At 64.7% G+C, this 21,752-nt stretch carries 19 protein-coding genes; 13 read left to right on the top strand and 6 right to left on the bottom strand.

The window, feature by feature from the left end:
* Nucleotides 1–31: 31 nt before the first annotated feature.
* The 4 genes from J7E82_RS16395 (at nt 32) to proC (ending at nt 3,546) form a co-directional block, all read left to right on the top strand.
* Complete coding sequence (locus J7E82_RS16395; RefSeq protein WP_214864524.1) at nt 32–463, top strand: SseB family protein; 432 nt, start codon at nt 32–34, stop codon at nt 461–463.
* A gap of 42 nt (nt 464–505) precedes the next feature.
* Entirely contained in the window at nt 506–1,516 is a 1,011-nt protein-coding gene (locus J7E82_RS16390; protein WP_214864522.1) for a Ppx/GppA phosphatase family protein, read from the top strand.
* A 2-nt stretch (nt 1,517–1,518) separates the two neighbouring features.
* On the top strand, nt 1,519–2,382 hold the full coding sequence (locus tag J7E82_RS16385; RefSeq protein ID WP_214864520.1) for a sugar phosphate isomerase/epimerase: 864 nt from the start codon (nt 1,519–1,521) through the stop codon (nt 2,380–2,382).
* Nucleotides 2,383–2,715: 333 nt separating this feature from the next.
* A complete protein-coding gene (gene proC, locus J7E82_RS16380; RefSeq protein WP_214864518.1) occupies nt 2,716–3,546 on the top strand; it encodes a pyrroline-5-carboxylate reductase in 831 nt (276 codons plus the stop codon).
* Nucleotides 3,547–3,595: 49 nt separating this feature from the next.
* On the opposite strand, the gene J7E82_RS16375 is transcribed toward proC, so the two are convergent.
* Together J7E82_RS16375 and J7E82_RS16370 are read right to left on the bottom strand one after the other, a co-directional pair.
* Nucleotides 3,596–4,234, bottom strand: a complete 639-nt coding sequence (locus J7E82_RS16375) for a TrkA family potassium uptake protein (protein ID WP_374223628.1) — start codon at nt 4,232–4,234, stop codon at nt 3,596–3,598.
* 40 nt (nt 4,235–4,274) lie between these two features.
* Nucleotides 4,275–5,708 carry a TrkH family potassium uptake protein gene (locus J7E82_RS16370; protein ID WP_214864514.1) on the bottom strand — a complete coding sequence of 478 codons (1,434 nt, stop codon included), beginning with the start codon at nt 5,706–5,708 and terminating at the stop codon, nt 4,275–4,277.
* A gap of 106 nt (nt 5,709–5,814) precedes the next feature.
* Between J7E82_RS16370 and J7E82_RS16365 the strand changes: the two genes are divergently transcribed.
* On the top strand, nt 5,815–7,026 hold the full coding sequence (locus J7E82_RS16365; RefSeq protein ID WP_214864512.1) for an acetoin utilization protein AcuC: 1,212 nt from the start codon (nt 5,815–5,817) through the stop codon (nt 7,024–7,026).
* 93 nt (nt 7,027–7,119) lie between these two features.
* Nucleotides 7,120–7,701 carry a helix-turn-helix transcriptional regulator gene (locus tag J7E82_RS16360; protein ID WP_214864511.1) on the top strand — a complete coding sequence of 194 codons (582 nt, stop codon included), beginning with the start codon at nt 7,120–7,122 and terminating at the stop codon, nt 7,699–7,701.
* 37 nt (nt 7,702–7,738) lie between these two features.
* Here the strand turns inward: J7E82_RS16360 and J7E82_RS16355 are convergent, their stop codons facing one another.
* Complete coding sequence (locus J7E82_RS16355) at nt 7,739–9,103, bottom strand: alpha-hydroxy acid oxidase (RefSeq protein WP_285289753.1); 1,365 nt, start codon at nt 9,101–9,103, stop codon at nt 7,739–7,741.
* Nucleotides 9,104–9,202: 99 nt separating this feature from the next.
* Between J7E82_RS16355 and J7E82_RS16350 the strand changes: the two genes are divergently transcribed.
* Entirely contained in the window at nt 9,203–9,916 is a 714-nt protein-coding gene (locus tag J7E82_RS16350; RefSeq protein ID WP_214864509.1) for a FadR/GntR family transcriptional regulator, read from the top strand.
* Between the two features lie 91 nt (nt 9,917–10,007).
* Here the strand turns inward: J7E82_RS16350 and J7E82_RS16345 are convergent, their stop codons facing one another.
* Nucleotides 10,008–12,506 carry a glycoside hydrolase family 3 protein gene (locus J7E82_RS16345; protein ID WP_214864507.1) on the bottom strand — a complete coding sequence of 833 codons (2,499 nt, stop codon included), beginning with the start codon at nt 12,504–12,506 and terminating at the stop codon, nt 10,008–10,010.
* The gene (locus J7E82_RS16340) at nt 12,507–13,766 is read right to left on the bottom strand and encodes an MFS transporter (protein WP_308113898.1); all 1,260 of its coding nucleotides are present in this window, start codon (nt 13,764–13,766) and stop codon (nt 12,507–12,509) included.
* Nucleotides 13,767–13,868: 102 nt separating this feature from the next.
* Here J7E82_RS16340 and J7E82_RS16335 point away from each other — a divergent pair, with 102 nt between their 5' ends.
* A complete protein-coding gene (locus J7E82_RS16335) occupies nt 13,869–14,501 on the top strand; it encodes a TetR/AcrR family transcriptional regulator (RefSeq protein WP_214864505.1) in 633 nt (210 codons plus the stop codon).
* Here the strand turns inward: J7E82_RS16335 and J7E82_RS16330 are convergent.
* Nucleotides 14,498–15,511, bottom strand: coding sequence for a LacI family DNA-binding transcriptional regulator (locus J7E82_RS16330; RefSeq protein ID WP_214864503.1), 1,014 nt, complete (start codon nt 15,509–15,511; stop codon nt 14,498–14,500). The two genes, J7E82_RS16335 and J7E82_RS16330, sit on opposite strands and share 4 nt — an antisense overlap.
* 177 nt (nt 15,512–15,688) lie before the next feature.
* Between J7E82_RS16330 and J7E82_RS16325 the strand changes: the two genes are divergently transcribed.
* The 5 genes from J7E82_RS16325 to J7E82_RS16305 are packed head-to-tail and all read left to right on the top strand — an operon-like array spanning nt 15,689 to nt 21,646.
* On the top strand, nt 15,689–17,122 hold the full coding sequence (locus J7E82_RS16325; protein ID WP_214864501.1) for a Gfo/Idh/MocA family protein: 1,434 nt from the start codon (nt 15,689–15,691) through the stop codon (nt 17,120–17,122).
* Between the two features lie 54 nt (nt 17,123–17,176).
* Nucleotides 17,177–18,121, top strand: coding sequence for an NAD(P)-dependent oxidoreductase (locus J7E82_RS16320; RefSeq protein ID WP_214864499.1), 945 nt, complete (start codon nt 17,177–17,179; stop codon nt 18,119–18,121).
* Nucleotides 18,118–19,026 carry a 5-dehydro-4-deoxyglucarate dehydratase gene (locus J7E82_RS16315; protein WP_214864497.1) on the top strand — a complete coding sequence of 303 codons (909 nt, stop codon included), beginning with the start codon at nt 18,118–18,120 and terminating at the stop codon, nt 19,024–19,026. Before J7E82_RS16320 ends, J7E82_RS16315 begins: the two co-directional genes overlap by 4 nt.
* The gene (locus tag J7E82_RS16310) at nt 19,023–20,129 is read left to right on the top strand and encodes a mandelate racemase/muconate lactonizing enzyme family protein (protein ID WP_214864495.1); all 1,107 of its coding nucleotides are present in this window, start codon (nt 19,023–19,025) and stop codon (nt 20,127–20,129) included. Before J7E82_RS16315 ends, J7E82_RS16310 begins: the two co-directional genes overlap by 4 nt.
* A complete protein-coding gene (locus J7E82_RS16305) occupies nt 20,126–21,646 on the top strand; it encodes an aldehyde dehydrogenase (NADP(+)) (protein WP_214864493.1) in 1,521 nt (506 codons plus the stop codon). Before J7E82_RS16310 ends, J7E82_RS16305 begins: the two co-directional genes overlap by 4 nt.
* The last annotated feature ends 106 nt before the right edge of the window (nt 21,647–21,752 follow it).

The raw sequence follows: 21,752 nt of genomic DNA, 5'->3' as shown, positions 1-21,752 counted from the left end.
ACCCTGCTCCGGGACGTGATCGAGTAGGGGTATGACTGATCAGCCGGTTGTACCGGAATACCAGCCCCTGAACGACCTCGAAGAGAAGCTCGCCTTGGCCGAGAAGCCTGAGGCCAACCCGGTGGACGTCATCCTGTCGTTCCTCAACAACGAGGTCTACATCATCAGCGCCGACGCCCTCGAGGGGGCGGACTCCGCCGTCGAGCCCTTGGTCCTGTCCAACTCCGAGGGGCAGCCAGTCCTCGCCGTTTTCAGCCACCCGAGCCGGGTCGACGCCCATTACCTCGAGGCTGCGCCGAACGTCCTGGGAACCAGCGGTGCGACGGTCCTTGGCAGCATCGGCGATGAGCTCGGACTGGTCATCAATCCGGGCAGCGCTTATGGCTTCGAGATCGGGCCGGAGGGAATCGCCAACATACGCCGCGATTTCAAGCGTGCTGATGACGCCACGGAAGGCGCGTAACCCAGTTGCTTCCCCGGCTCCGGATCGGGGAATAATGGCAGAATGCGTCTAGGCGTCCTCGACATTGGGTCCAACACTGTCCATCTGCTGCTCGTTGATGCCCACCCGGGTGCGCGTCCTGTGGCTTTCGCCTCGCACAAGCGGCCGCTTTCGCTGGTGCAATACCTCGACGACGACGGCAACATCACCGACGCCGGTCAGCATGAGCTCATCGAGTTCGTCCTGGAGGCGTGGGAGTTTGCGGCCCGCCACAAGGCCGAGGACGTCCTCGCTTTCTGTACGTCGGCGATCCGGGAGGCAACCAACGGCCCGGAAGTCCTGGAACGGGTCAAATTCGAGACCACGGTGACGCTGCAGGAGCTCACAGGCAGCGACGAAGCATCCATGACCTTCTTCGCCGTGCGACGCTGGTACGGCTGGGGAGCGGGACCGATCCTGGACCTTGACATTGGCGGCGGTTCCTTCGAAATGGCGCTGGGCCAGGACGAACTGCCGGAGCTCGCCATGTCAGTGCCCCTCGGGGCCAGCCGCCTTACCCGTGACTGGCTGCCCAAGGACCCGCCCACCGCGAAGAGCGTCAAGGAGTTGCGCAGCTACATCCGCAGCACCCTCAAACCTCCGGTAAAGGAATTCAAGGCTCTTGGCCGGGCAAACCTCGTGACTGGAACGTCCAAGACCTTCCGTTCGTTGGCCCGCATCGCCGGGGCCGCCCCCAGCGGTGCCGGCCCCTACGTCAAGCGTGAGCTGCACGCGACTGACCTCGGGCTATGGGCCCAGCGCATCTCGGCCATGACAGTGGAGGACCGGCTTCATCTGCCCGGTGTTTCCCAAGCCCGCGCCCGGCAGCTGTTAGCGGGGGCACTGGTGGCAGAAGCCGCACTGGAGATGTTCGAGTTCCCCACCATGGAAATCTGCCCTTGGGCACTCCGCGAGGGCCTCATCCTGCGACGATTGGACCAGCTCGTCTTCGACGGCCCGCTGAAGCCTGCCCCGCACATTGGCGAACTCACCCGGGTCAGTGTGGACAACGCGTCCAGGGGACTGGCGAGCTGAACATGGGCGTCGACGTCGCACCCCAAGAAGAAGTCCAACCCCACGAAGAAAAGGCGAGGCGTATCCCCGTGGCGCTGTCCAGCGCTTCCGTGTATCCACTCAGCGTGCACGACGCCTTCGCCGTGGCCCAGGATCTTGGCTACGACGGCGTTGAGGTAATGGTGACCAACAACGCCACAAGCCAAAACCCTGACGCGCTGATCCAGCTCAGTCACCGGTACAACCAGCCGATCGTCTCCATCCACGCGCCCACGCTGCTCCTCACCCAGCAGGTGTGGGGCACGGCGTGGAACAAGATTGAGATGTCGTGCCGGATGGCGCGCGACGTCGGCTGCAACACCGTGGTGGTCCATCCGCCGTTCCGCTGGCAGAGCAACTACGCGGAAAACTTCGCTGCCGGGGTGCGCGAAATCGCTGCCATGTACCGGGTGCACATCGCGGTGGAGAACATGTACCCATGGCGCGTACGGGGCCGTGAAGCGGCCGCATACCTTCCGCACTGGGATCCCCTTGACCAAGATTACGACGCCGTCACCTGGGATTTCTCGCACGCCGCCACTGCGGGGGTCAACAGTCTGGAGGCCGTACGCGCGCTCGGCAGCAAACTGCGGCACATTCACTTGGCAGATGGTTCCGGCTCCGGTAGGGACGAGCATCTGGTGCCCGGCCGTGGTATCCAGCAATGTGCAGAGGTCCTGCAGTACGTTGCCTCAAACGGCTTTGAGGGTGTGATTGTTGCTGAAATCTCCACGCGGAGGGCACGGGTTGCGGGAGAACGTGAGGACTGGCTTGCCGAAACCCTGCGTTTCGCGCGGCAGCATCTGGCAGTCCCGGCTTGGTCTGGGAGAAAGCTCGGTGCTGTCTGAAAAATCCCAGGGTCTGAAAAATCCTGCGGTCTGAAAAATACTGCGGTCCGGTTGCGGAAATCCCTGAAAAAGAGAAAGCACCGGCGGCCGTCTGCGGGGAATTGGGGGAAACCCGCTAACAGCCACCGGTGCTCGGCGAACATCCCCATGCCCGCCTCATCACTCGCACCCTCAATGAGGTAATAACTAAGTTACTCACCAACTATGGGCAGAGCCTGTCACGAAGCTGTGAGCTTACTGGGAATCCTTGTGAGGGGTAAGCGGGGATCTGCAGCCGAGTCCGACCTGCAGTTCACGTTCGCCCGTAACTGGTCAAACTGCAATGATGGAGCAATGAGCAACCGAATCGCTTTCCTTGGCTGTGGGTCGATGAACGAAGCTATCCTGGGCGGTGTCCTGGCTGGCGGGACAGCGCCTGTCGACGTCGTCGCTACGGTACGCCGCGCCGAACGGGCGGCTGAACTCGCGGAGCGCTATGGCGTTACTGCGATCGCCGGGGCGGAGGAGCCGGATGCCAACAAGCTTGCCGCCACCGGATCGCGCATCCTCATCCTCGGCGTGAAGCCGGTGGGCATCACGGACCTTGCCAGGGAGATCAGTCCCGTTCTTAAGCCTGACGCAGTGGTCGTCAGTGTCGCAGCCGCCGTGTCGATTGCCCAGCTGGAAGCGGCGCTGCCCGCCGGACAAGCAGTGGTCCGTACTATGCCGAACACTCCTGCCAAACTCGGCCGCGGCGTCATCTCGGTCTCGCCAGGGACGCACTGCAGCCCGGAACAGCTGCAGCGGGTCAAGGAGCTGTTCGCCTCCGCAGGTACGGTGGTTGAGGTTCCCGAAGATCAAGTAGATTCCGTTGGTGCGATCAGCGGATCGGGACCCGCGTACGCGTTCTACCTCGCGGAGGCCATGGCGGCCGCGGGGAGGGAGTTGGGCCTGGACCCGGAACTGTCACTGCTGCTGGCACGGGAAACCGTGGCCGGGGCCGGCTTCATGCTGGCAGAGCCGGGCGCCGATCCCGCCGCCCTGCGGAAAGCCGTCACGAGCCCCAACGGCACCACTGAGCGGGCCATCGCAGCCTTCGACCAAGGCGGGATGCCCAGGATTATTGCCGAAGGTGCACGGGCTGCTGCGGCTAGGTCGGCGGAAATCACGAAGCAACTCGGTTAAGTGGCAGCGATCCCGGTGGTTTCGACAGGCTCAACCATCGGGGGAGCCGTTAAGGCCGTGAGGCGAAGCGCTCCAGCAAATCCACGTGCCCTGACACGATGAGCATGTCGCGGGAGGAAACCTTCGTCTCGGGCCTCGCATAGGTGAAATCCTCGCCCGGCGACTTTACGCCCACGATCGTGACCCCGTACTTGGACCTGACCTTGGACTCGTCCAGGGTGAAGCCGACGGTTTCCTTCGGCGGGTACATTTTGACGATCGCGAAATCGTCGTCGAACTCGATGAAGTCCAGCATCCGGCCTGACACGAGGTGCGCGGCCCGGACACCGGCGTCGGCCTCCGGGTAAATGACGTGGTTGGCGCCAATGCGCGTCAGGATTTTCCCGTGCGAGGGTGTGATCGCCTTGACCCACAGGTGCTCTATGCCGAGATCCACCAGGTTAACGGTGATCAGCACCGAGGATTCGATCGAGGTGCCCACGCCCACCACGGCTGAGGTGAACTCCTGGGCGCCCAACTGGCGGAGGGCGTCAATGTTGGTGGCATCCGCTTCAACTACGTGGGTCAGGACCGGGGCCCATTTCTGCACCAGGGTCCGGTCGCGTTCAATGGCGAGGACCTCTCGGCCCTGCTTCACGAGTTGTTCCGCGGTGGCGGAGCCAAAACGGCCCAGGCCGATCACCAGCACAGGCGCGTTGTGTGCGGGTCGGTTGGCGGCTCCTGCGGTATTAGCCAATGATCGGCCTTTCTTCAGGGTAGTGATACAGCTGGCTGCGCTGTCGGAGGGCAAGGGCCGCGGCAAGCGTGACCGTGCCGACGCGACCGGCGAACATGAGGGCGGAAAGGACGTAGACGCCGGACGGTGGAAGCTCTGCGCTGAGATTAGTGCTCAACCCAACGGTAGCGAACGCCGAAATGGTTTCGAACAGGACCCGGTCCAGGGACGCTCCGCTGATGGAAAGAAGCAGGAACGACGCCACCGACACGAGCGTGGCGCCGGCGACAATCACGGAGATGGCCACTCGCATGGTTCCCTCCGGAATGGTCCGTCCGTACACCTTGACGTCGGCGTCGCCCCGGGCCTCTGCCGCGATGGCGAGGAACATGACAGCGATGGTGGTTACCTTGATGCCGCCCGCCGTCGACGCCGAACCGCCACCGGCAAACATGAGGGCGTCCGTGAGCAGCATCGTGGTGGACTCCATGTGGTTCTGGTCCACAAGGTTGAAGCCGCCGGAACGGGTCATCACGGAGGCAAAGAGCGAGTGGATGATCTTGTCGCCAAGATCCATCCGGGCGATCGTGCGCGTGTTGTCCCACTCCATCAGCGCCCAGAGGAAGGTTCCGGCAGCGAGGAGAATGAAGGACACCACGATGGTGAGCTTGGTGTGGAGGTTCCACTTCTTCCAGTTCAGGCCGTTCTGTTGAAGCACCATCACCACGGGGAAGCCGAGGCTGCCAAGGAACACGCCGAGCATCAGCGGGGTGAGGATCCACAGGTCCATCTCATAAGGGACGATGCCATCCGAATGCGGTGTAAACCCGGCGTTGTTAAAGGCCGAAATTGCATAGAAAACGCCGTGCCAGACAGACTGCCAGAATGGCTCTCCGAGGATCATGAACCGGGGGATCAGGGCAAGGGCCAGGATTCCCTCGATGAAGACGGACGTGGTGATGACGATCCTTAGCAGGGTGCCCACCTCGCCCAGGCGCCCGGCGTTGTTCATGGCTTCCTGGGCGATCAGCTTGCCGCGAACGCCCAGGCGCTTGCTGACCATCAGGGCCAGCAGGGAAGCGAGGGTCAGGGTTCCAAGGCCGCCTACGAAGATGCCCACGAGGATCACGAGCTGCCCGAAAAAGGACCAGTGTACCGCCGTCGAAACAACCGTGAGGCCGGTGACGCAGACGGCGGAAACCGCGGTGAACAGGGCCTGGTGCAGGGGTGTGACTTCGCCGGTTGCGGACGACGCGGGCAGGGACAGCAGCCCCGTGAACAGCACAATGACCACTACGAACGCGGTGAGCGCCAGGCGGGCCGGTGAGGTGTTGGCGATGTTGTCGATGAAGTCGCGCAGCCGCGTGAAGATCCACAGGCCTTCCCGTTCCGGTTGGACGGGTTGCCAGGTAGCCGGGCTTTTGGACCTCGACAGGCTCTGAGTCATGGCGTTGCTGTTCCTTGATTGAATCTGCCTTCTTGAGTTAGTAAACCACTAAAGTGCCGCCACACCGGGGCCGGGAGCGACCGACGGCTCCGGTAGCCTGTCTGTGATGACTCTCCAGTCCGGCCCACGATCGCCCGCACTGCCAACGACGGTGGTGTGGGACCCTGCCATGACGGAATACAACTTCGGCCCCACACACCCCATGGCGCCTGCACGCCTGGAGCTGACGGCCCGACTGGCCGAATCCCTTGGCCTGTTCCAGCTTGGCCATGTCACCGTCGCCCCCTGCGCTCCGGCTTCCGACGACGAACTCCGCACCGTGCACACCGCGGATTATGTTGAAGCTGTTCGCCGCGTCAGTGCCGATCCGATGACTCCCGATGCCGAACGGGGCCTGGGGACGGAGGACGACCCGGCTTTCGCCGGCATGCATGAGGCCGCGGCACGCCTGGCAGGCGGCTCCCTCACTGCAGCCGACGCATTGCTCTCCGGGACGGCGGTGCGGGCAGTGAACTTCAGCGGCGGCATGCACCACGCAGCACGGGACCACGCCAGCGGGTTCTGCATCTACAACGACGCCGCGCTGGCAGTACAGAAACTCCTCGACGGCGGAGTTGCCCGAGTGGCCTATATCGACGTCGACGCCCATCACGGCGACGGAACCCAGAACATCTTCTGGGATGATCCGCGCGTGCTCACCCTTTCGCTCCATGAGACTGGCGTCATGCTTTTCCCCGGCACGGGCTTCGCCACTGAAAGCGGCGGCCCCGCTGCGCCAGGCACGGCCGCCAATATTGCCCTGCCCCCATGGACCGAGGACTCGGCGTGGCTGCGCGCCTTCCACGCGGTAGTTCCCCAATTGGTCAAGGCATTCGCCCCGGAGGTGATCGTCAGCCAACACGGCTGCGACTCCCACCGCAACGATCCGCTGACGCACCTGAACCTCACCGTGGACGGACAGAGGGAAGCGGCCGCCGCCGTCGCTGGCCTCGCCGCCCGATACTGCGACAATCGCTGGATCGCGACCGGCGGAGGAGGTTACGACATCACAGGCGTCGTTCCCCGGGCCTGGAGCCACTTGATCGGTATCGTGGCTGGCCAGGCCGTGCCCGTGACCACGCGGATTCCCGAGGACTGGCGCAGCTACGTGAAGGACACCTACGGCATGTGGACGCCGGACTCCATGGGAGACGGCGCAGACATCTGGTGGCGCTCCTGGGAAGTGGGCTACGACCCCAACGACGAGGTGGATCGTGCTGTCATGGCCACCCGCAAGGAAGTCTTCCCGCACCATGGGCTGGACCCCTGGTTCGACTAGTAGCTTGGCAGCATCCTGGCAGCGCCATTCATGGTCCGACGCGGCCCGAAATAGTTGATGCCATTCGGCGTATATGTAGCTAGGGTGGGAGCCATGGTGACTGACGACGTATTTGCCGTCATTGCTGAGGCAACCAGGCGTGACATTCTGGTTTCCCTCCGCTCTGGGGATAAGGCAGTGGGGGAGTTGGTGGAGGAGCTCTCAGCGAGCCAGCCCACAATCTCCAAGCATTTGAAGGTTCTGCGGGAGGCCGACCTCGTCAGCATGCGCGCCCAGGGGCAGAAGCGCTACTACGCGCTGAACACCAAGCCACTGGCCGGCATCGCCAGCTGGCTTGAGACGTTCGACGTCGGCCCTGCCGCTTCGAAGGGAGCCGCGGCGGAGGCGGCATCACCCGAGGAAGCCGTCGCGGGAAACCCGGAGCCCGCCGTCGCCGCCGCAGTCCAATCGGCAGGCATCCATTCGGCACCGGAGGTCGCAACCATTCCGGGCGACACGGTCTCCGTCCTTGCGATCCCTGACGACACCATGCCGCAACAGATCGGCCGCAGCGTGGGCCGCGCGGCCACGAGGGCTGCGGACATCCTGGCCAACTTGCCGAAAGTTCCAAACCTGTCGAAGGTCCCCAACCTGCCGAAGGTCCCGAACCTGTCGAAGTTCGGGCGCAAGAGGTAGCTCGTTCCCCAAGTTGGGCGGGGCAAGCGCCGGGGAGCTACTTCCCCAGTACGCGCACGTGGTCCGGGTTCAGCTCCGAGATCTTGCTGACGCCCAGCAGGGCCATGGTGCGGACCATGTCCTTCTCCAGGATCTGGATAGCCCGGTCCACGCCCTCCCGTCCTCCGGCCATGAGTCCGTAGAGGTATGCCCTGCCGATCAACGTGAAGTCGGCTCCCAAGGCCAAGGCGGCGATGATGTCGGCCCCACTCATGATTCCGGTATCGAGCATGATTGCGGCATTGCTGTCCTGCGCTTTGAGGGCTGCCGAAACGTCGGGCAGCAGGTGGAACGGGATGGGGGCGCGGTCCAACTGCCGGCCGCCGTGGTTGCTCAGGACGATGCCGTCGGCCCCGTGGTCCACTACTTTGCGAGCGTCTTCGACCGTCTGGATACCCTTGACTACCAGCTTGCCCTTCCACGTTTCGCGGAGCCAGTCGAGGTCCTCGAACGTCAAGGTGGGATCGAACATGGAGTTGATGAGGTCCGCGACCGTTCCCGTGTAGCGGGAGAGCGAGGCGAAGGTCAATGGTTCATGGGTGAGGAAGTTGAACCACCAGGCGGGGCGGTAGGAGGCATCCAGGACAGTCTTGAGAGTGAGGGCGGGTGGGATGGTCATGCCATTGCGGACATCGCGGAGTCGGGCACCGGCGACAGCTGTGTCGACGGTAACCATCAGGGTGTCGTTGCCTGCCTTGGCCGCCCTTTCGATCAATTCCAGGGAACGATCGCGGTCGGTCCACAAGTAGAGCTGGAACCAGTTCCGCCCGTTGGGAGCCGCCGTCGCGACGTCTTCGATGGACGCGGTTCCCATGGTGGAAAGGGTGTAGGGGATCCCAGCGGCTTCAGCGGCCTGCGAGCCCGCGTACTCGCCTTCCGATTGCATCATCCGAGTAAAACCTGTGGGTGCGATGCCAAACGGGAGCCGGGAGGGCTGCCCCAGGATGTTAGTGCTCAGGTCCACGCTGGAGACGTTGCGCAGGATGCCGGGACGGAACTCGATGTCCAGGAAGGCCTGGCGGGCACGCCGCAGGGTGATCTCGCCCTCGGCCGCTCCATCGGTGTAGTCGAAGGGCGCCTGCGGCGTGCGGCGTTTGGCAATGTCGCGAAGATCCCAGATAGTGCTGGCCCGCTTGAGTCGCGCCTCCTTGCTGAACTCGGGCTTCTTGAACTGCATCAATGGCGCCAGGTCCGAGTACTTGGGAATGCGACGCTTGAGGGCGGGTGGCAGGGCCGTGGCCTTGAATCCGGCCGTGGGGGTCGTAGCGGCTCCAGCAGTAGCTGAAGGCTGTTGCCCGGTCGGAACCGTATCCTCGGGCGAGGTGGGTAGCTCGGGGTTGGTGGGTTCGACGGTCTGCGTCATGGCTGCCTCCGGCGGCTCGAAGAAATGCGGCGGGTCAGGAATTACGTGGTCCAACCACATTAGGTCATGTGGTTGGACCACATCAACTACGATTACTATATGCGCACCCACGAACTGGTCCTGGAATGGATCGAGAAGCAACTGTCCGACGGCGAACTGTATGTCGGCGGGCGGCTGCCGGGAGAACGGACGTTGGCCGAACAACTCGCTGTTTCACGGACGTCCGTGCGCGAGGCCATCAGGATCCTGGAGGCCATGGGCGTCGTGCGAGCCGGTGTGGGCTCGGGGAAGGATGCGGGCACGGTAGTCATTGCGGACCCGACGGCGGCACTCGGCTCGGCGCTAAGGCTCCACGTTGCCACGCAGCACCTCCCGGTGGCGGACATCGTCCAGACCCGGGTTTTGCTCGAATCCTGGGCGGCGGCGAACGCCAAGACAGGCGCGCCCTCGCTGGCGGAGGCGGAACGGCTCCTGGCGGAAATGGAAGCGGCCGGTAGCGCCGAAGCAGGGACCGACGTCGGCAATTTCCTGGCGTTGGACGTCCGGTTCCATCTGGCCCTTGCGGCTGCGGCAGGGAACGCCGTCGTCAGCGCGATGATGGGTTCCCTGCGGGAAGCGATTGAAGGCTATGCTGCGGAACTCACGCGCAATCTTCCGGACTGGGATGTCACATCAAAGCGGCTCATTTCGGAGCATCGAGGCATTCTCGACGCCATCACGAGCGGCGATGGCGTACGCGCGTCAGAGCTGGTCGCCGCGCACATAGAGGGCTACTACCGCGAGGCCGGCCTGGGCCCCCACCACCCCAACTGAGTCGCACTTGTGGTCGCTATGAGGCTTCAAAACGACCACAAGTGCGAGTGAGTTGGGCGGGGCAGAGAAGGGCGGGGGAGGTGGGGAGCCTCTACCGCAGTTCGATGTCCAGGACCTGGAAATCGTCAGCTGCGTGGCGGCCGACCAAGAGCTGGAACGATCCGGGCTCGAACTTCCAGCCGCCGTCATAGTGGCCGAAGGCCTTCGCGGGGATGCCGACCTCCACGCTCTCGGTGCCGCCCGGGGCGAGGTGCGTTCCGGCGAAGCCGGCGAGCCAGCGTACCGGCCGTTCGACGTCGGACTCCTTGCGGGCCAGGTACACCTGCACCGTTTCACGGCCTGTTCGAGAGCCGACGTTCTTCACCGGGACGTGCACTTTAACATCCTGGCCCGCAGGAACGGATTGCGGTGCGTGGGCGCGGCCCAGCTCGAAGCTCGTGTAGCCGAGGCCGAAACCGAAAGGCAGCGCGGGAGCGGCTCCTCCGGCGGCCTCCTGCTTGAGCCAGGCGCGGTAGCCGATGTGGATGCCCTCGGAGTACACCACCTTGCCGTCCACCGGAGTCGTGTTCAGCACCGGAACATCCTCCAGGGCTGCCGGCCACGTGGTGGGCAGGCGACCGCCGGGTTCCTCGTTACCGAGCAGGATGTCGGTGACGGCGGTGCCGAATTCCTGTCCGCCGAACCAGCCGATAAGCACAGCGCCCACCTTGTCGAGCCACGGCATCAGCACCGGGGAGCCGGAGTTGACCACGACGATGGTCCGCGGATTGGCGGCCGCCACTGCTTCCACAAGCTCATTCTGGTGGCCAGGCAGATCCAGATCCTTGCGGTCGAAGCCTTCGGACTCAATGGCGGCGCTGGTGCCCACTACGACGACGGCGACATCGGCCCTTCGTGCATCGGCCACGGCGGCCGCGATTTCAGCGTGGGGGTCGTCCACAATGGTTTCGGAGCCAAGCAGGATTGCGGTGAAAGGGATCACCTGGGATTCCGGCAGCTGATACGTCGCGTCAATGCTGATGGACTGCTCGGCGGCTGTTTCTATGGCATGCACGGTCTGGGGCGGTTCGAAGAGGGCCGCGCCTAGGACGTTCGTGTCGTCGACGAGTTCACCGTCGAAGACCTGGTTGCCGTTGAGTTCCAGGCGCATCCGCCCCACGGTACCTGCACCGACATGCTGGACGCCTGCACGTTCCGGGGACCACTCGGTCTGCATCCGAATGGCGACGGTTCCCTCCGGAATGCCGATGCCGAACCAAATCAAGTGCGAGGCCAAACGGTCCTCACCGGAAATGACTGAGCCATCCTCGGCGAGAAAGGTGACGCGGAGGCCGGGAACACCGGAAACCGGGTTGAACAGCGACTCCCGGGCAAAGGGCTGCAACCCCTCGGCAACCTTGGCGCCCCGCGCATAGCTGACCTTGACGCCGTCGGGCAGCGCCTTCCGGAGGCCGGCGAGCGGCGAGACGGTGTACTTGGGCATGACCGTTGCGCTGCCGCCGCCTTGGGTACGGGCTTCCTCGGCGTTGTGCCCGATCACGGCGACACAGCTGAGTGAGGCGGCGTCGAGGGGGAGAAGGTTGTCCTTGTTCCGCACCAGCACGGCGCCCCGGACGGCAACTTCGCGGGCGACGGCGGCAGCGTTGAGCTGTGCCGGGAGTTCAGTCGCTGCAGGCTCGAACCCTTCGAGGGAGCCGACGCGGGCGGCCAGCCGCAGGATGCGGGTCACTTTCTCCACGATCTTGTCCCGGCTGACGCGTCCGTCCTCGACGGCGGCGAGCAGCTTGGGTCCCCAGTGGCCCACTGGGCCCGGCATCTCGAGGTCCTGATTGGCGTTGGCGGCCTCGACCGAGCGGACACCAGTCCAATCCGAGACTACGACGCCGTCGAAGCCCCATTCCGTGGACAGCGGCCTCTCGAGGAGTTTGTTCTCGCTGGCCGTAGTGCCGTTGATGGAGTTGTAGGAGCTCATGACGAGCCAGGCGCGGGCTTCAGTGATTGCGTCCTCAAAGGCGGCGAGATACAGCTCGCGAAGAGGGCGTTCGTCCACCACGGAATCCGCCGTGAAGCGTTCTGTCTCGGCTTCATTGGCGAGGTAGTGCTTGGGGGTGGCTCCGACGCCCATGGACTGGACGCCCGACACGTATCCTGCAGCCATGACCGCGGTGAGCCGGGGATCCTCGCTCATGCACTCAAAGTGGCGGCCTCCAAGTGGCGAACGGTGCAGGTTGATGGTGGGACCGAGGACGGCGTGGACGCCTTTGCGTCGTGCTTCCTGGCCGAGCACCTGGCCGTAGCGGCGCGCCAGTTCAGGGCTCCAGCTTGCGGACAGCGCCGACGACGACGGGAGGCTGGCGGAGTCGTGGCGTTCGTCGAAGTCTTCGCCGCGCACGCCGGAGGGACCGTCAGACAGCACCACACGCTTGAGCCCAATTTCGGGAATGGCATGCGTAGACCAGACGTCGGCTCCGGTGAGTAGCTGGATCTGGTGTTCAAGGCTCAGGCTTTCTGCGATTTCGCGGATGCGGTGGTCGCCTGCGGACGGGGTCGTGTCAGAGGCTGTAACGGCCTTGGAGAGGATGAGGTTCACTTATTTGACTCCTTTGATACGGGTGACAAGGACGGCGCCAATGATTCCGACTACTGCCCCACCAATGAACAGGGCGGTATAGCCACCCATGGCGATTACCGGGAAGGCGACGGCGGGTACGAGGGACTGGGGGAGGGCCTGCGCGATATTGAAGACGCCGAAAGTCTTGGCATTTTCGCTCTGCGTCTTGGGGAGCAAGTCCGCGATCAGCGCCACGTCGACGGCGCCGAAGCAGCCGAGTCCCAGGCCGACGATGGCCTGCCCCCAGAGGACCTGGTCAGTGGTACCGCTCGTGGCAATCACGATCAGGCCGGCCATGATGATGAGGGCAGAGGAGATGACCAGCGTCTTGCGCTTGCCGATTTTGTCGCTAAGCCAGCCGCCGGCGATACTCGTGGCCATTGTTCCCACTGAACTAACCAGCGTCGCCTGGAAGACCAGCCCGGCAACCTCGGACTCCGCTACGTGCAGCTGATCAGTGAAAAAGTACGGCAGGTATAGCAAGGCGGCACAGTAACCGACATAGACCATGAACTTGGTCAGCCAGGCCCAGCCCAGGCCCGGGCAGGTAACGGGATTGAAGTAGAACGAGCCAACGACCTCCCTGAAGTTCAGGGGCGGGCGCGTTTCCGTCAGCACGCGGTCTTTGAACGTAAAGGCAAACGCAATCGCCAAGCTGGTTCCAACGATCCCCGGGACGACCGCCATCTGGAAGGCGTTGTCGAAAAGCTGGGCGAAGTAGGCGGCGGCAACCAGGCCCAGAGGCAAAGTCATGCCGATGAGTCCGGAGAGGCGGCCACGTTCGGAAGGGCTTGCCTGGTCCGGGAGGGTTGCAACAAGGGCCGCAAGCGCAGCATTGAACCCCAACTGGGCGAGGATCCAGGCTGCGAGGACGCCCGCGACGTCGGTGGCAAGACCCAGTGCGAACAGCGAGGCAAGCCCGGCCAGCGAGCCGCCGATAATCCATGGTTTGCGCATGCCGAACCTGGATTTAGTGCGGTCGCTGAGTCGCCCGAACAGTGGGTTGGCCAGCAGGGCCACGATGGCGCCGACTCCGGCGACCAGGCTCAGGGCTCCGGCGCGAGTGTCGGGGGTGGTAATCTCCGAGACCTTGATGGCGAGCACCACGAGCGCGGGTGCGAGCAGGGCCATCCACAACCCCATGCTGGCGAGGGGCATTCCGATGACATATGCGCGGGGTGCTTTCGATGGTTCGAGGCTGGACGCCTCGGTGTTTTGCGTGATGGTCCTGATGGCCACATTGCCTCCTGACGAAAAAAGTGACCCTCCCTTGGGCCTTGGAGAAGATCGTAGCGTCAAAAATCTAGTGTGACTAGATTTTAGTTGAAATAGACTATCCAAATGTCCCCATTGAAGGCCCGCGGGCCGTACGCCAAGGGCGCCGAACGCCGCGAGAAGATCATCCAGACGGCAACTGACGTTTTTGCCACCGAGGGTTTCGAGGGCACCGCACTGAAGCGCGTGGCCGAGTTGGTGGGAGTGAAGGAGGCCACCCTTTTCCATTACTTCAAGGGCAAGCAGGAGCTCCTGACGGCGGTGCTCGCCGAACGCGACAAGCGCGGCATCGATATGAGCTCCGGCGACTCGGTCGGCCTGAATGCCCTCACTGCCGTCGCCGAGCGCAACCGGCGGGAACCTGGCCTGACGACTCTTTATGCCGTAGCCTCGGCCACCGCCAACGATCCCGGTCACGGCTCGCACGCCTATTTTCGGGAGCGCTACGCCTGGCTGGTCGAGGAGCTGGGGGCAGACATTGCGCGGAGGCAGGCGCTAGGAGAGGTGCGTCGCGAAGTCCCCTCCGATGCGCTGGCAAGGCTGGTAATCGCAGCCTTTGACGGACTGCAACTCCAGTGGCTTTACGACAAAAGCGTGGACATTCCGGAGGGCCTGGGGCAGCTGATCAACGTGCTCCTGAAGCCGGCAGCTCCTGAAGCCGGCGCCGTGGGAGCCGCCGCTCCCGGACCGCCTGCCTAGGCCTTTGCCGGCCCGGTGCTCCCGCGGACCTCAACCTGCGGCTGGAAGGTGTTGCGGGGGGCCTCCGCGTCCTTGTTCTGGATCAGTTCGCGCATCCGGCGCCAGGCGAGGTCTCCGAGTTCCGTGATCGGCACGGCCGCTGTGGTAAGCGGGGGCGTGGTGTAGCGGGCGAAGGGGATGTCGTCGAAGCCGGTGATCGACATGTCCTCGGGGACCCGAACGCCGCGTTCATGGAGGCCACTGAGGAGGCCCATCGCCACGAGGTCGTTGAAGGCGAGGATGCCGGTGGCGCCGCTGGCCAGGATGGCCTCGGCCGATTCGTGGCCAGAATCGAAATTGGACCCGCCAGGCAGGATTTCCAGCTGGATCTCCGGGTGGTCGGTGCGGAACTTGTCCAGCCCCACGAGACGCTGCGCGTTCGAGGCGCTCCGCTCCGGTCCGGACAGGAAAGCCAGCTTCCGGTGGCCCAGGTCCACCAGGTGGCGGGCGAGTTCCTGGATGCCGAGGCCGTAGTCAACCATGAGGCTCGGAGTTTGGGCGGCATCGGTACTGCGGTTGATGAGGACCATCGGGTGCAGGGAAGGCGCGAGCTCTTCGAGTTCAGCGTCGCTCATACGTGGCGCGCAGAGCACCACTCCGTCGCAGCGCCGACGCGCCTCGCCAGCCAGGATCGCTTCCTCGCTGGACACTTCGGAGGAGTCCGCAATCAGGACGCGATAGCCGTCCTGGGCCGCCGCCATGCTGAGGCCCCGCAGGATGGCCTGGAAGGTGGGGTTGGCGAGGTCGGGGACCACAATGCCGATGGTGTCGGTGCGGCCCAGGGCGAGGCTGCGACCGACGGGATTGGGCTGATAGTTCAATTCGGCCGCTGCCGTACGGACACGTGCTGCGATCTCGGGGTCAACGGTGAAGTTGCCGTTCATGACGCGCGAGACGGTGGCGTGCGAAACTCCGGCCCTGGTGGCGACGTCAGCGATGCCGATCCGCTGCGTGCCTGGTCTCCTGGCCATGTGGTCCTCCCCTTGGCTGCCGCGGTCTCCGCCGGCTTTCCGGGGGATGGTTGACGCAACAGCCTGTGTCTTGATACAAAGCTTATAACGCTTCGAGAAAACGCTTTCTCAAATTCTTCCTTGTTGTGGGCCGGTCGTCAACCGCCCGCCAATCGCCTTTGGAAAGGGTCCTTCCCCATGGTCAACGTCGACACAGCCCGGCAGCAGCCCAATGCTGGTGCAGCCTCCGACGCGGAAACAACTTCCGCGAAGTCCCGCTCCCGAATGGCGCTCATTGGTACGGGTGGACGTTCCGAAATGTACATCCGTGCCATCCTCGGCCAGCATGGCGACGTAGCTAAACTCGTGGCCATCTCGGACATCAATCCCGGGCGTGTCGAGTTCTACCAGAAGCTGATCCAGGAACTGGGCGCCGACGGCCCCGTGGACACCTTTGAGCCGGGGAACCTGACGGCCTACATCAAGGACAACGGCATCGAACGTGTCATCGTCACCACGCCGGACTACACCCATGCGGACTACATCGTTGAGGCGCTCGAGGCGGGGTCCGACGTCGTCGTCGAGAAGCCGCTTACCATCGACGCCGAAGGGTGCCGCCGCATCACGGCCGCCGTTGCCGAAACCGGCCGCAACGTGGTGGTGACGTTCAACTACCGCTACTCGCCGCGCAACAGCGCGCTGAAGCAGATCATCCAGGACGGCGTGATCGGCAAGGTCACGTCCATCGATTTCAGCTGGGTGCTGGACACCGTCCACGGTGCCGACTATTTCCGCCGCTGGCACCGGGAGAAGAAGAACTCCGGTGGCCTGCTTATCCACAAGGCCTCCCACCACTTCGACCTGGTGAACTGGTGGATCGACGACGTCCCGGAGAAGGTCTATGCCTCCGGCGGGCTGAAGTTCTATGGCGACAAGAACGCCGCTGAGCGCGGCCTAGGGGCCCGACCCGAGCGCGGTACTCCCGACGCCGATGCGCCCGCCGCCGCGGAGAAGGATCCTTTCGCTTTGGACCTGCGCGAGGACGAACGGCTCAAGGCGCTCTTCCTGGACAACGAGCACTACGACGGCTACCGCCGCGACCAGGATGTCTTCACGTCCGGGATCACCATCGAGGACAACCTGGCGCTCGTCGTCGACTACGAAAACGGCCCCATCCTCAGCTACTCCCTCAACGCCCACAGCCCTTGGGAGGGCTACCGCGTAGCGGTCAACGGCACCGAAGGACGGGCCGAACTCGAGGTCGTGGAACGTGCCGCCGTCGTTCACAGTACGGACAAGAAGACCGTAGTGGACCCGTCCGCCACCCCCATCGAAGAAGAAGACGCCGTCCGCCGGAACGGCGAACGGCTCGTGGTCCAGCGCCACTGGGAACCCGCCTACGAAGTGCCCATCATCAACGGCGAAGGCGGCCACGGCGGCGGCGACATCCTGCTGCTGTCCGACCTCTTCAACGGCCCCGGCGAAGATCCCCTCGGCAGGCCCTCCGGCTACTTGGACGGACTGCGCTCCGTCTCCGTCGGGATCGCGGGCAACCAGTCGCTGGAAACCTCCCTGCCGGTACGCATCAGCGAACTGGGCCTCGGCGTCGAGCTGCGCCGCGGCAAGGCCTGACCGTGGTTCCGCGAAGCCATCCAGGAACCTGGCACCAGGAAAAGGAATAGCACCATGAGCAGGATTTTCGTTACTGGAGGCTCCGGCCGCCTGGGGCGCAGTGTGGTCGCCGGGCTGGCAGAGGTCGGTCACCAGGTTATTTCCGTGGACCGCGACGCCGTTCCCGCGGGCACCTTCCCCGCCGCCGTCGAACAGCGGACCGCTGACCTGCTGGCTCCCGGTGAGGCGCGGCGCCTCCTTGGGGAAACAGCGCCCGACGCCGTCATCCACCTCGCTGCTATTGCCGTTCCGTTCAGTGCGCCCGAGGACGTCATCCTCAGCACGAATACGCGGCTGGCCTATGCCGTGGTCAGCGCGGCCACCGAGCTCGGGATCGGCAAGATCGTTACGGCGAGCAGCCCTACAGTCCTGGGCTACGGCTCCCCGGCGGGGTGGTTGCCGCCGTCGTTTCCGCTGGACGAGCAGACGCCGCCGAAGCCCTGGAACGCCTACGCCCTTTCAAAGCTGATCGCTGAACAGACCGTGCAGATGTTCGCAGCGGCCCAGGGCGACCGCATCCGCTACGCCGCCTTCCGGCCCTGCTACGTGATTTCGCCCGAGGAATGGCACGGTGCCCCCACCCAGCAGGGCCACACCGTGACTGAGCGCCTGGCCGATCCCGCGCTGTCTGCTCCTGCGCTGTTCAACTACGTTGACGCCCGCGACGTGGCGGAATTCCTGGACGTACTGCTGCAGAACATGGAGTCGATCCCGAACGGGCAGACCTTCTTCGTCGGAGCGGCGGACGCCCTGGCCACCGAACCCCTGTCCGGGCTGATGCCACGGTTCCTGCCGGGAAGCGAGACGCTCGCTGCCGGACTGACAGGGACCAGTCCCGCTTTTTCCATCGCCAAGGCAAAGGAACTGCTCGGCTGGGAACCGAAGCGGAGCTGGCGAACCGAACTTGAAGCAGGCCAGACCCTCATAGCTGCCGGATCCGGATCCAAGGAGACCACATGAAATTCGACGGCGTACTGTTCTTCCCCGTCACCCCTTTCGATGCCGACGGCGCCGTGGACGTCGACGTCCTGAAGGAACACATCACCTCGCGCCTGCCCTACGGCCCCGGCGGAGTTTTTCCGGCATGCGGTACAGGTGAATTCCACGCCCTCAGCATCGACGAGATCCGCACTGTGGTGACGGCCTCGGTCGAGGCCGTGAACGGTGCGGTTCCCGTGGTGACAGGAGCCGGCGGTCCCTTGGGCCACGCCCTCGCCGCCGCACGGGCCGCCGAGGAAGCCGGCGCCGACGCCCTGCTCGTCCTCCCGCCCTACCTGGTGACAGGACCCACCGAGGGCGTTGTCGCCTACATCGAAGCAGTAGCCAACGCCAGCAGCCTGCCCGTAATCGTCTACCACCGCGGCACCGCGAAGTTCACCGCCCAGGCCATCACCCGGCTGGCCGCCAACCCTAAAGTCATCGGCTTCAAGGACGGAATCGGCGACGTCGGGCTGGCCCAGGAAATCGTCTCGGCCGTGAAGGCCAGCGGACGCGAGGACTTCCTGCTGTTCAACGGCTTGCTCACCGCAGAGCTGACGCAGGGCGCCTACCGCGGCCTGGGCATCCCGCTTTATTCCTCGGCCGCCTTCGCCATGGCCCCCGAAATCGCCAAGGCCTACTACGACGCCTATACAGCCGGAGACGAAGAACGCCGTTTCGCATTGCTGGAGGGTTTCTACGCCCCGCTGGTGCGCCTGCGGGACCAGACTCCCGGCTTCGGGGTGTCCTTGATCAAGGCGGGACTTCGCCTCGGCGGGCTGGCCGTTGGCTCGGTCCGGCCACCGTTGGTCGATCCCACCGAGGACCAGCTTGTCGAACTGAAGGCGATCCTGGCCAAGGGCCATGAGCTGGCTGGAAGCAAATGACGGCCAAGATCACCGGGCTCAGCACCCGGCTCCTCACCGTCCCGCTGCGGCGCAGCTGGGGCGTGGAGGCGCCGGAAAACCACGTGATCGCCACACGGATCCAAACGGACGACGGCGGCGCAGGGCACGGTTTTTCCTGGACTCCCACCATCGGGCCCCAGGCTGTCAAGGCATTGCTGGACTTCGACATCGCACCCTTCGTCACCGGCCTTGAAGCGAATCCTGAGCTCGTCTGGGACCAGCTCTGGAAGCGGCTCCATGAGGCGGGCGGAGGCGGCCTGACCACCATCGCGATGTCCGGCGTCGACCTGGCATTGTGGGACCTGCAGGCCCGCAAGGCCGGAACATCGGTGGCAGGACTGCTTGGCCAGCGCCAGGAGTCCGTGGAAGTGTACGGCTCCGGCGTGAACCTGCACTACTCCCTCGAGGAGCTGGTGGCGCAGGTGGAACGCTGGGTGGCCGCCGGAAACAACGCGGTCAAGATCAAGGTAGGGAAGCCGCACCTGGCCGAGGACGCCGAGCGCGTCGCCGCTGTCCGCTCCGTCCTTGGACCACATCGCAGGCTCATGATTGACGCCAACCAGCGATGGGACCTGCCGGCCACCCTTCGCGCCTTGGACGTCCTGGCCGGCTTCGGGCTCGAATGGCTGGAAGAGCCCATCCGGGCAGACGACCTGTCAGCGTACAGGCGGCTTCGCAAGCTGTCCCCGGTTCCCATCGCCCTCGGCGAGAACGTCCACACCATCTACCGGTTCCGGGACTTCATCGAGGCCGAAGCGGTGGACATCATCCAGCCGAACATCGTCCGGGTGGGCGGCATCACGCCATTCCGCCGCATCGTGGAGCTGGCTCGCGCCAACAGCATCCGAGTAGCTCCGCACCTGCTTCCGGAGCTCTCCGGGCAACTCGCGCTGACCCTGGCCGAAGCGGTGAGCGTGGAGGACGTCGAGGACGCCTCATTTGAAAGCCTCGGCGTCCTGGCTGGTCCATCGCCCATCCAGATTCGCAACAGCAGGCTCTACGGCACGGGCAGGCCTGGGCTGGGCCTTGACCTTGCCGCGGACTTTGAAACCCCTCAACCAGAACAGAGGAAACCACAGTGACCACAGCAACCCTGGACCTTATGGCGGTCACGGCGGCCGCCGCGCAGGCTGCCAAGGCCACCGCCGCAGCCACCGACGCCGAACGGGCAGGCTGGCTGACCGCCGTCGCCGATGCCTTGGACGCCAACGCAAGCGAGCTCATCGCGATCGCCGATGAGGAGACCAGCCTCGGCGAAGCCCGGCTGGCCGGCGAAGTTGCCCGCACCAGCGGCCAGCTGCGCCTCTTCGCTAAGGTGATCACCGAGGGCTCCTACCTTGAGGCCATCATCGATCACGCGGACCCTTCGGCGACTCCGCCCAAGCCAGACCTCCGCAGGATCCTGCTGCCGATCGGCCCGGTGGCGGTGTTCTCGGCGTCGAACTTCCCGTTTGCCTTCTCTGTAGTGGGCGGAGATACAGCCTCGGCGCTGGCCGTCGGCTGTCCGGTCATTGTCAAGGCGCATTCCGGCCACCTGCTGCTTTCCGAGCGAACCGCCGAGATCGTGGCCGAGGCCCTCGCGGCGGCGGGTGCTCCGGAGGGAATCTTCGCCCTCGTGAGCGGCCGTGCAGCCGGAACCGCCCTTGTCCAGGACCCTGTGATCAAGGCGGTTGGCTTCACGGGCTCCATCCCGGGCGGGCGCGCCCTGTTCGACCTTGCGACTTCGCGTCCGGATCCGATCCCGTTCTACGGCGAGCTGGGCAGCCTGAACCCCGTGGTCATCACAACGAAGGCAATCGCCGCCCGCGGAGCCGAACTCGCCGCCGGCCTCGCGGCTTCCTTCACCCTTGGTGCGGGGCAGTTCTGCACCAAGCCGGGCCTTGTGTTTATCCCCGCCGGGACCGACTTCGCTGCACAGCTCGCCGAAGCCGGCAAGGACAGCGCGGCCGCCACGATGCTCACCGCCAGGATTGCGGAGGCGTATCCCGAAGGCCTGCGGAATGTTGCAGCCCAGCCGGGCGTCCGGATAGTCAGTGGCAGCGCGGATCAGGACGCCCTCCGCAACGGAGCAGCCCCCGTGGTCTTCTCCACCACCGCAGCCAACGTCCTTGATCGGCCGGAGGAACTCCTGGAGGAATGCTTTGGTCCCACCACTCTGCTCATCGAATACTCCAGCGCTGAAGAACTCTCCCAAGCCCTGGCAAAGGTGCCCGGAAGCCTCACGGCGACCCTGCACTCCCAGCCGGGAGAGGACGTCGCGGACCTTGTGGGGCAGCTCACCGGCCTGGCCGGACGGGTTCTTTTCGCAGGATGGCCTACCGGAGTGGCTGTGAACTGGGCACAGCAGCACGGCGGGCCGTACCCCGCCACCACCTCCTTGTTTACTTCGGTAGGGGCGACGGCGGTGCGCCGCTTCCAGCGTCCGGTCGCCTTCCAGGATGCACCCGAAAGCGTCCTGCACCCGGCACTGCGGGAGGACAACCCGCTGGAGATCCCCCGTCGAGTGGACGGTGTGCTGGAACTGCCTCGGAGTTCAGTCCATGTCAGTCCTGTCGCTGGAGTGGGCCTGCCGGAGGATCCGGCCCTTCGGTTGACGTAAGGATGCTGCCGACCTGGAGGCTGTGACAGCGAAAGCCCCGTCTGCCGCCTGGCTTTACCAGCCGGGTGGCAGACGGGGCTTTCGTCGCGGTCGGGGCTTTTCGCCG

The sequence above is a fragment of the Arthrobacter sp. ISL-30 genome (genome assembly GCF_018613855.1).
Taxonomy (GTDB): domain Bacteria; phylum Actinomycetota; class Actinomycetes; order Actinomycetales; family Micrococcaceae; genus Arthrobacter.
Note: the sequence above shows the minus strand (reverse complement) of the source record. Positions and strands in the feature narration are given on the sequence as shown.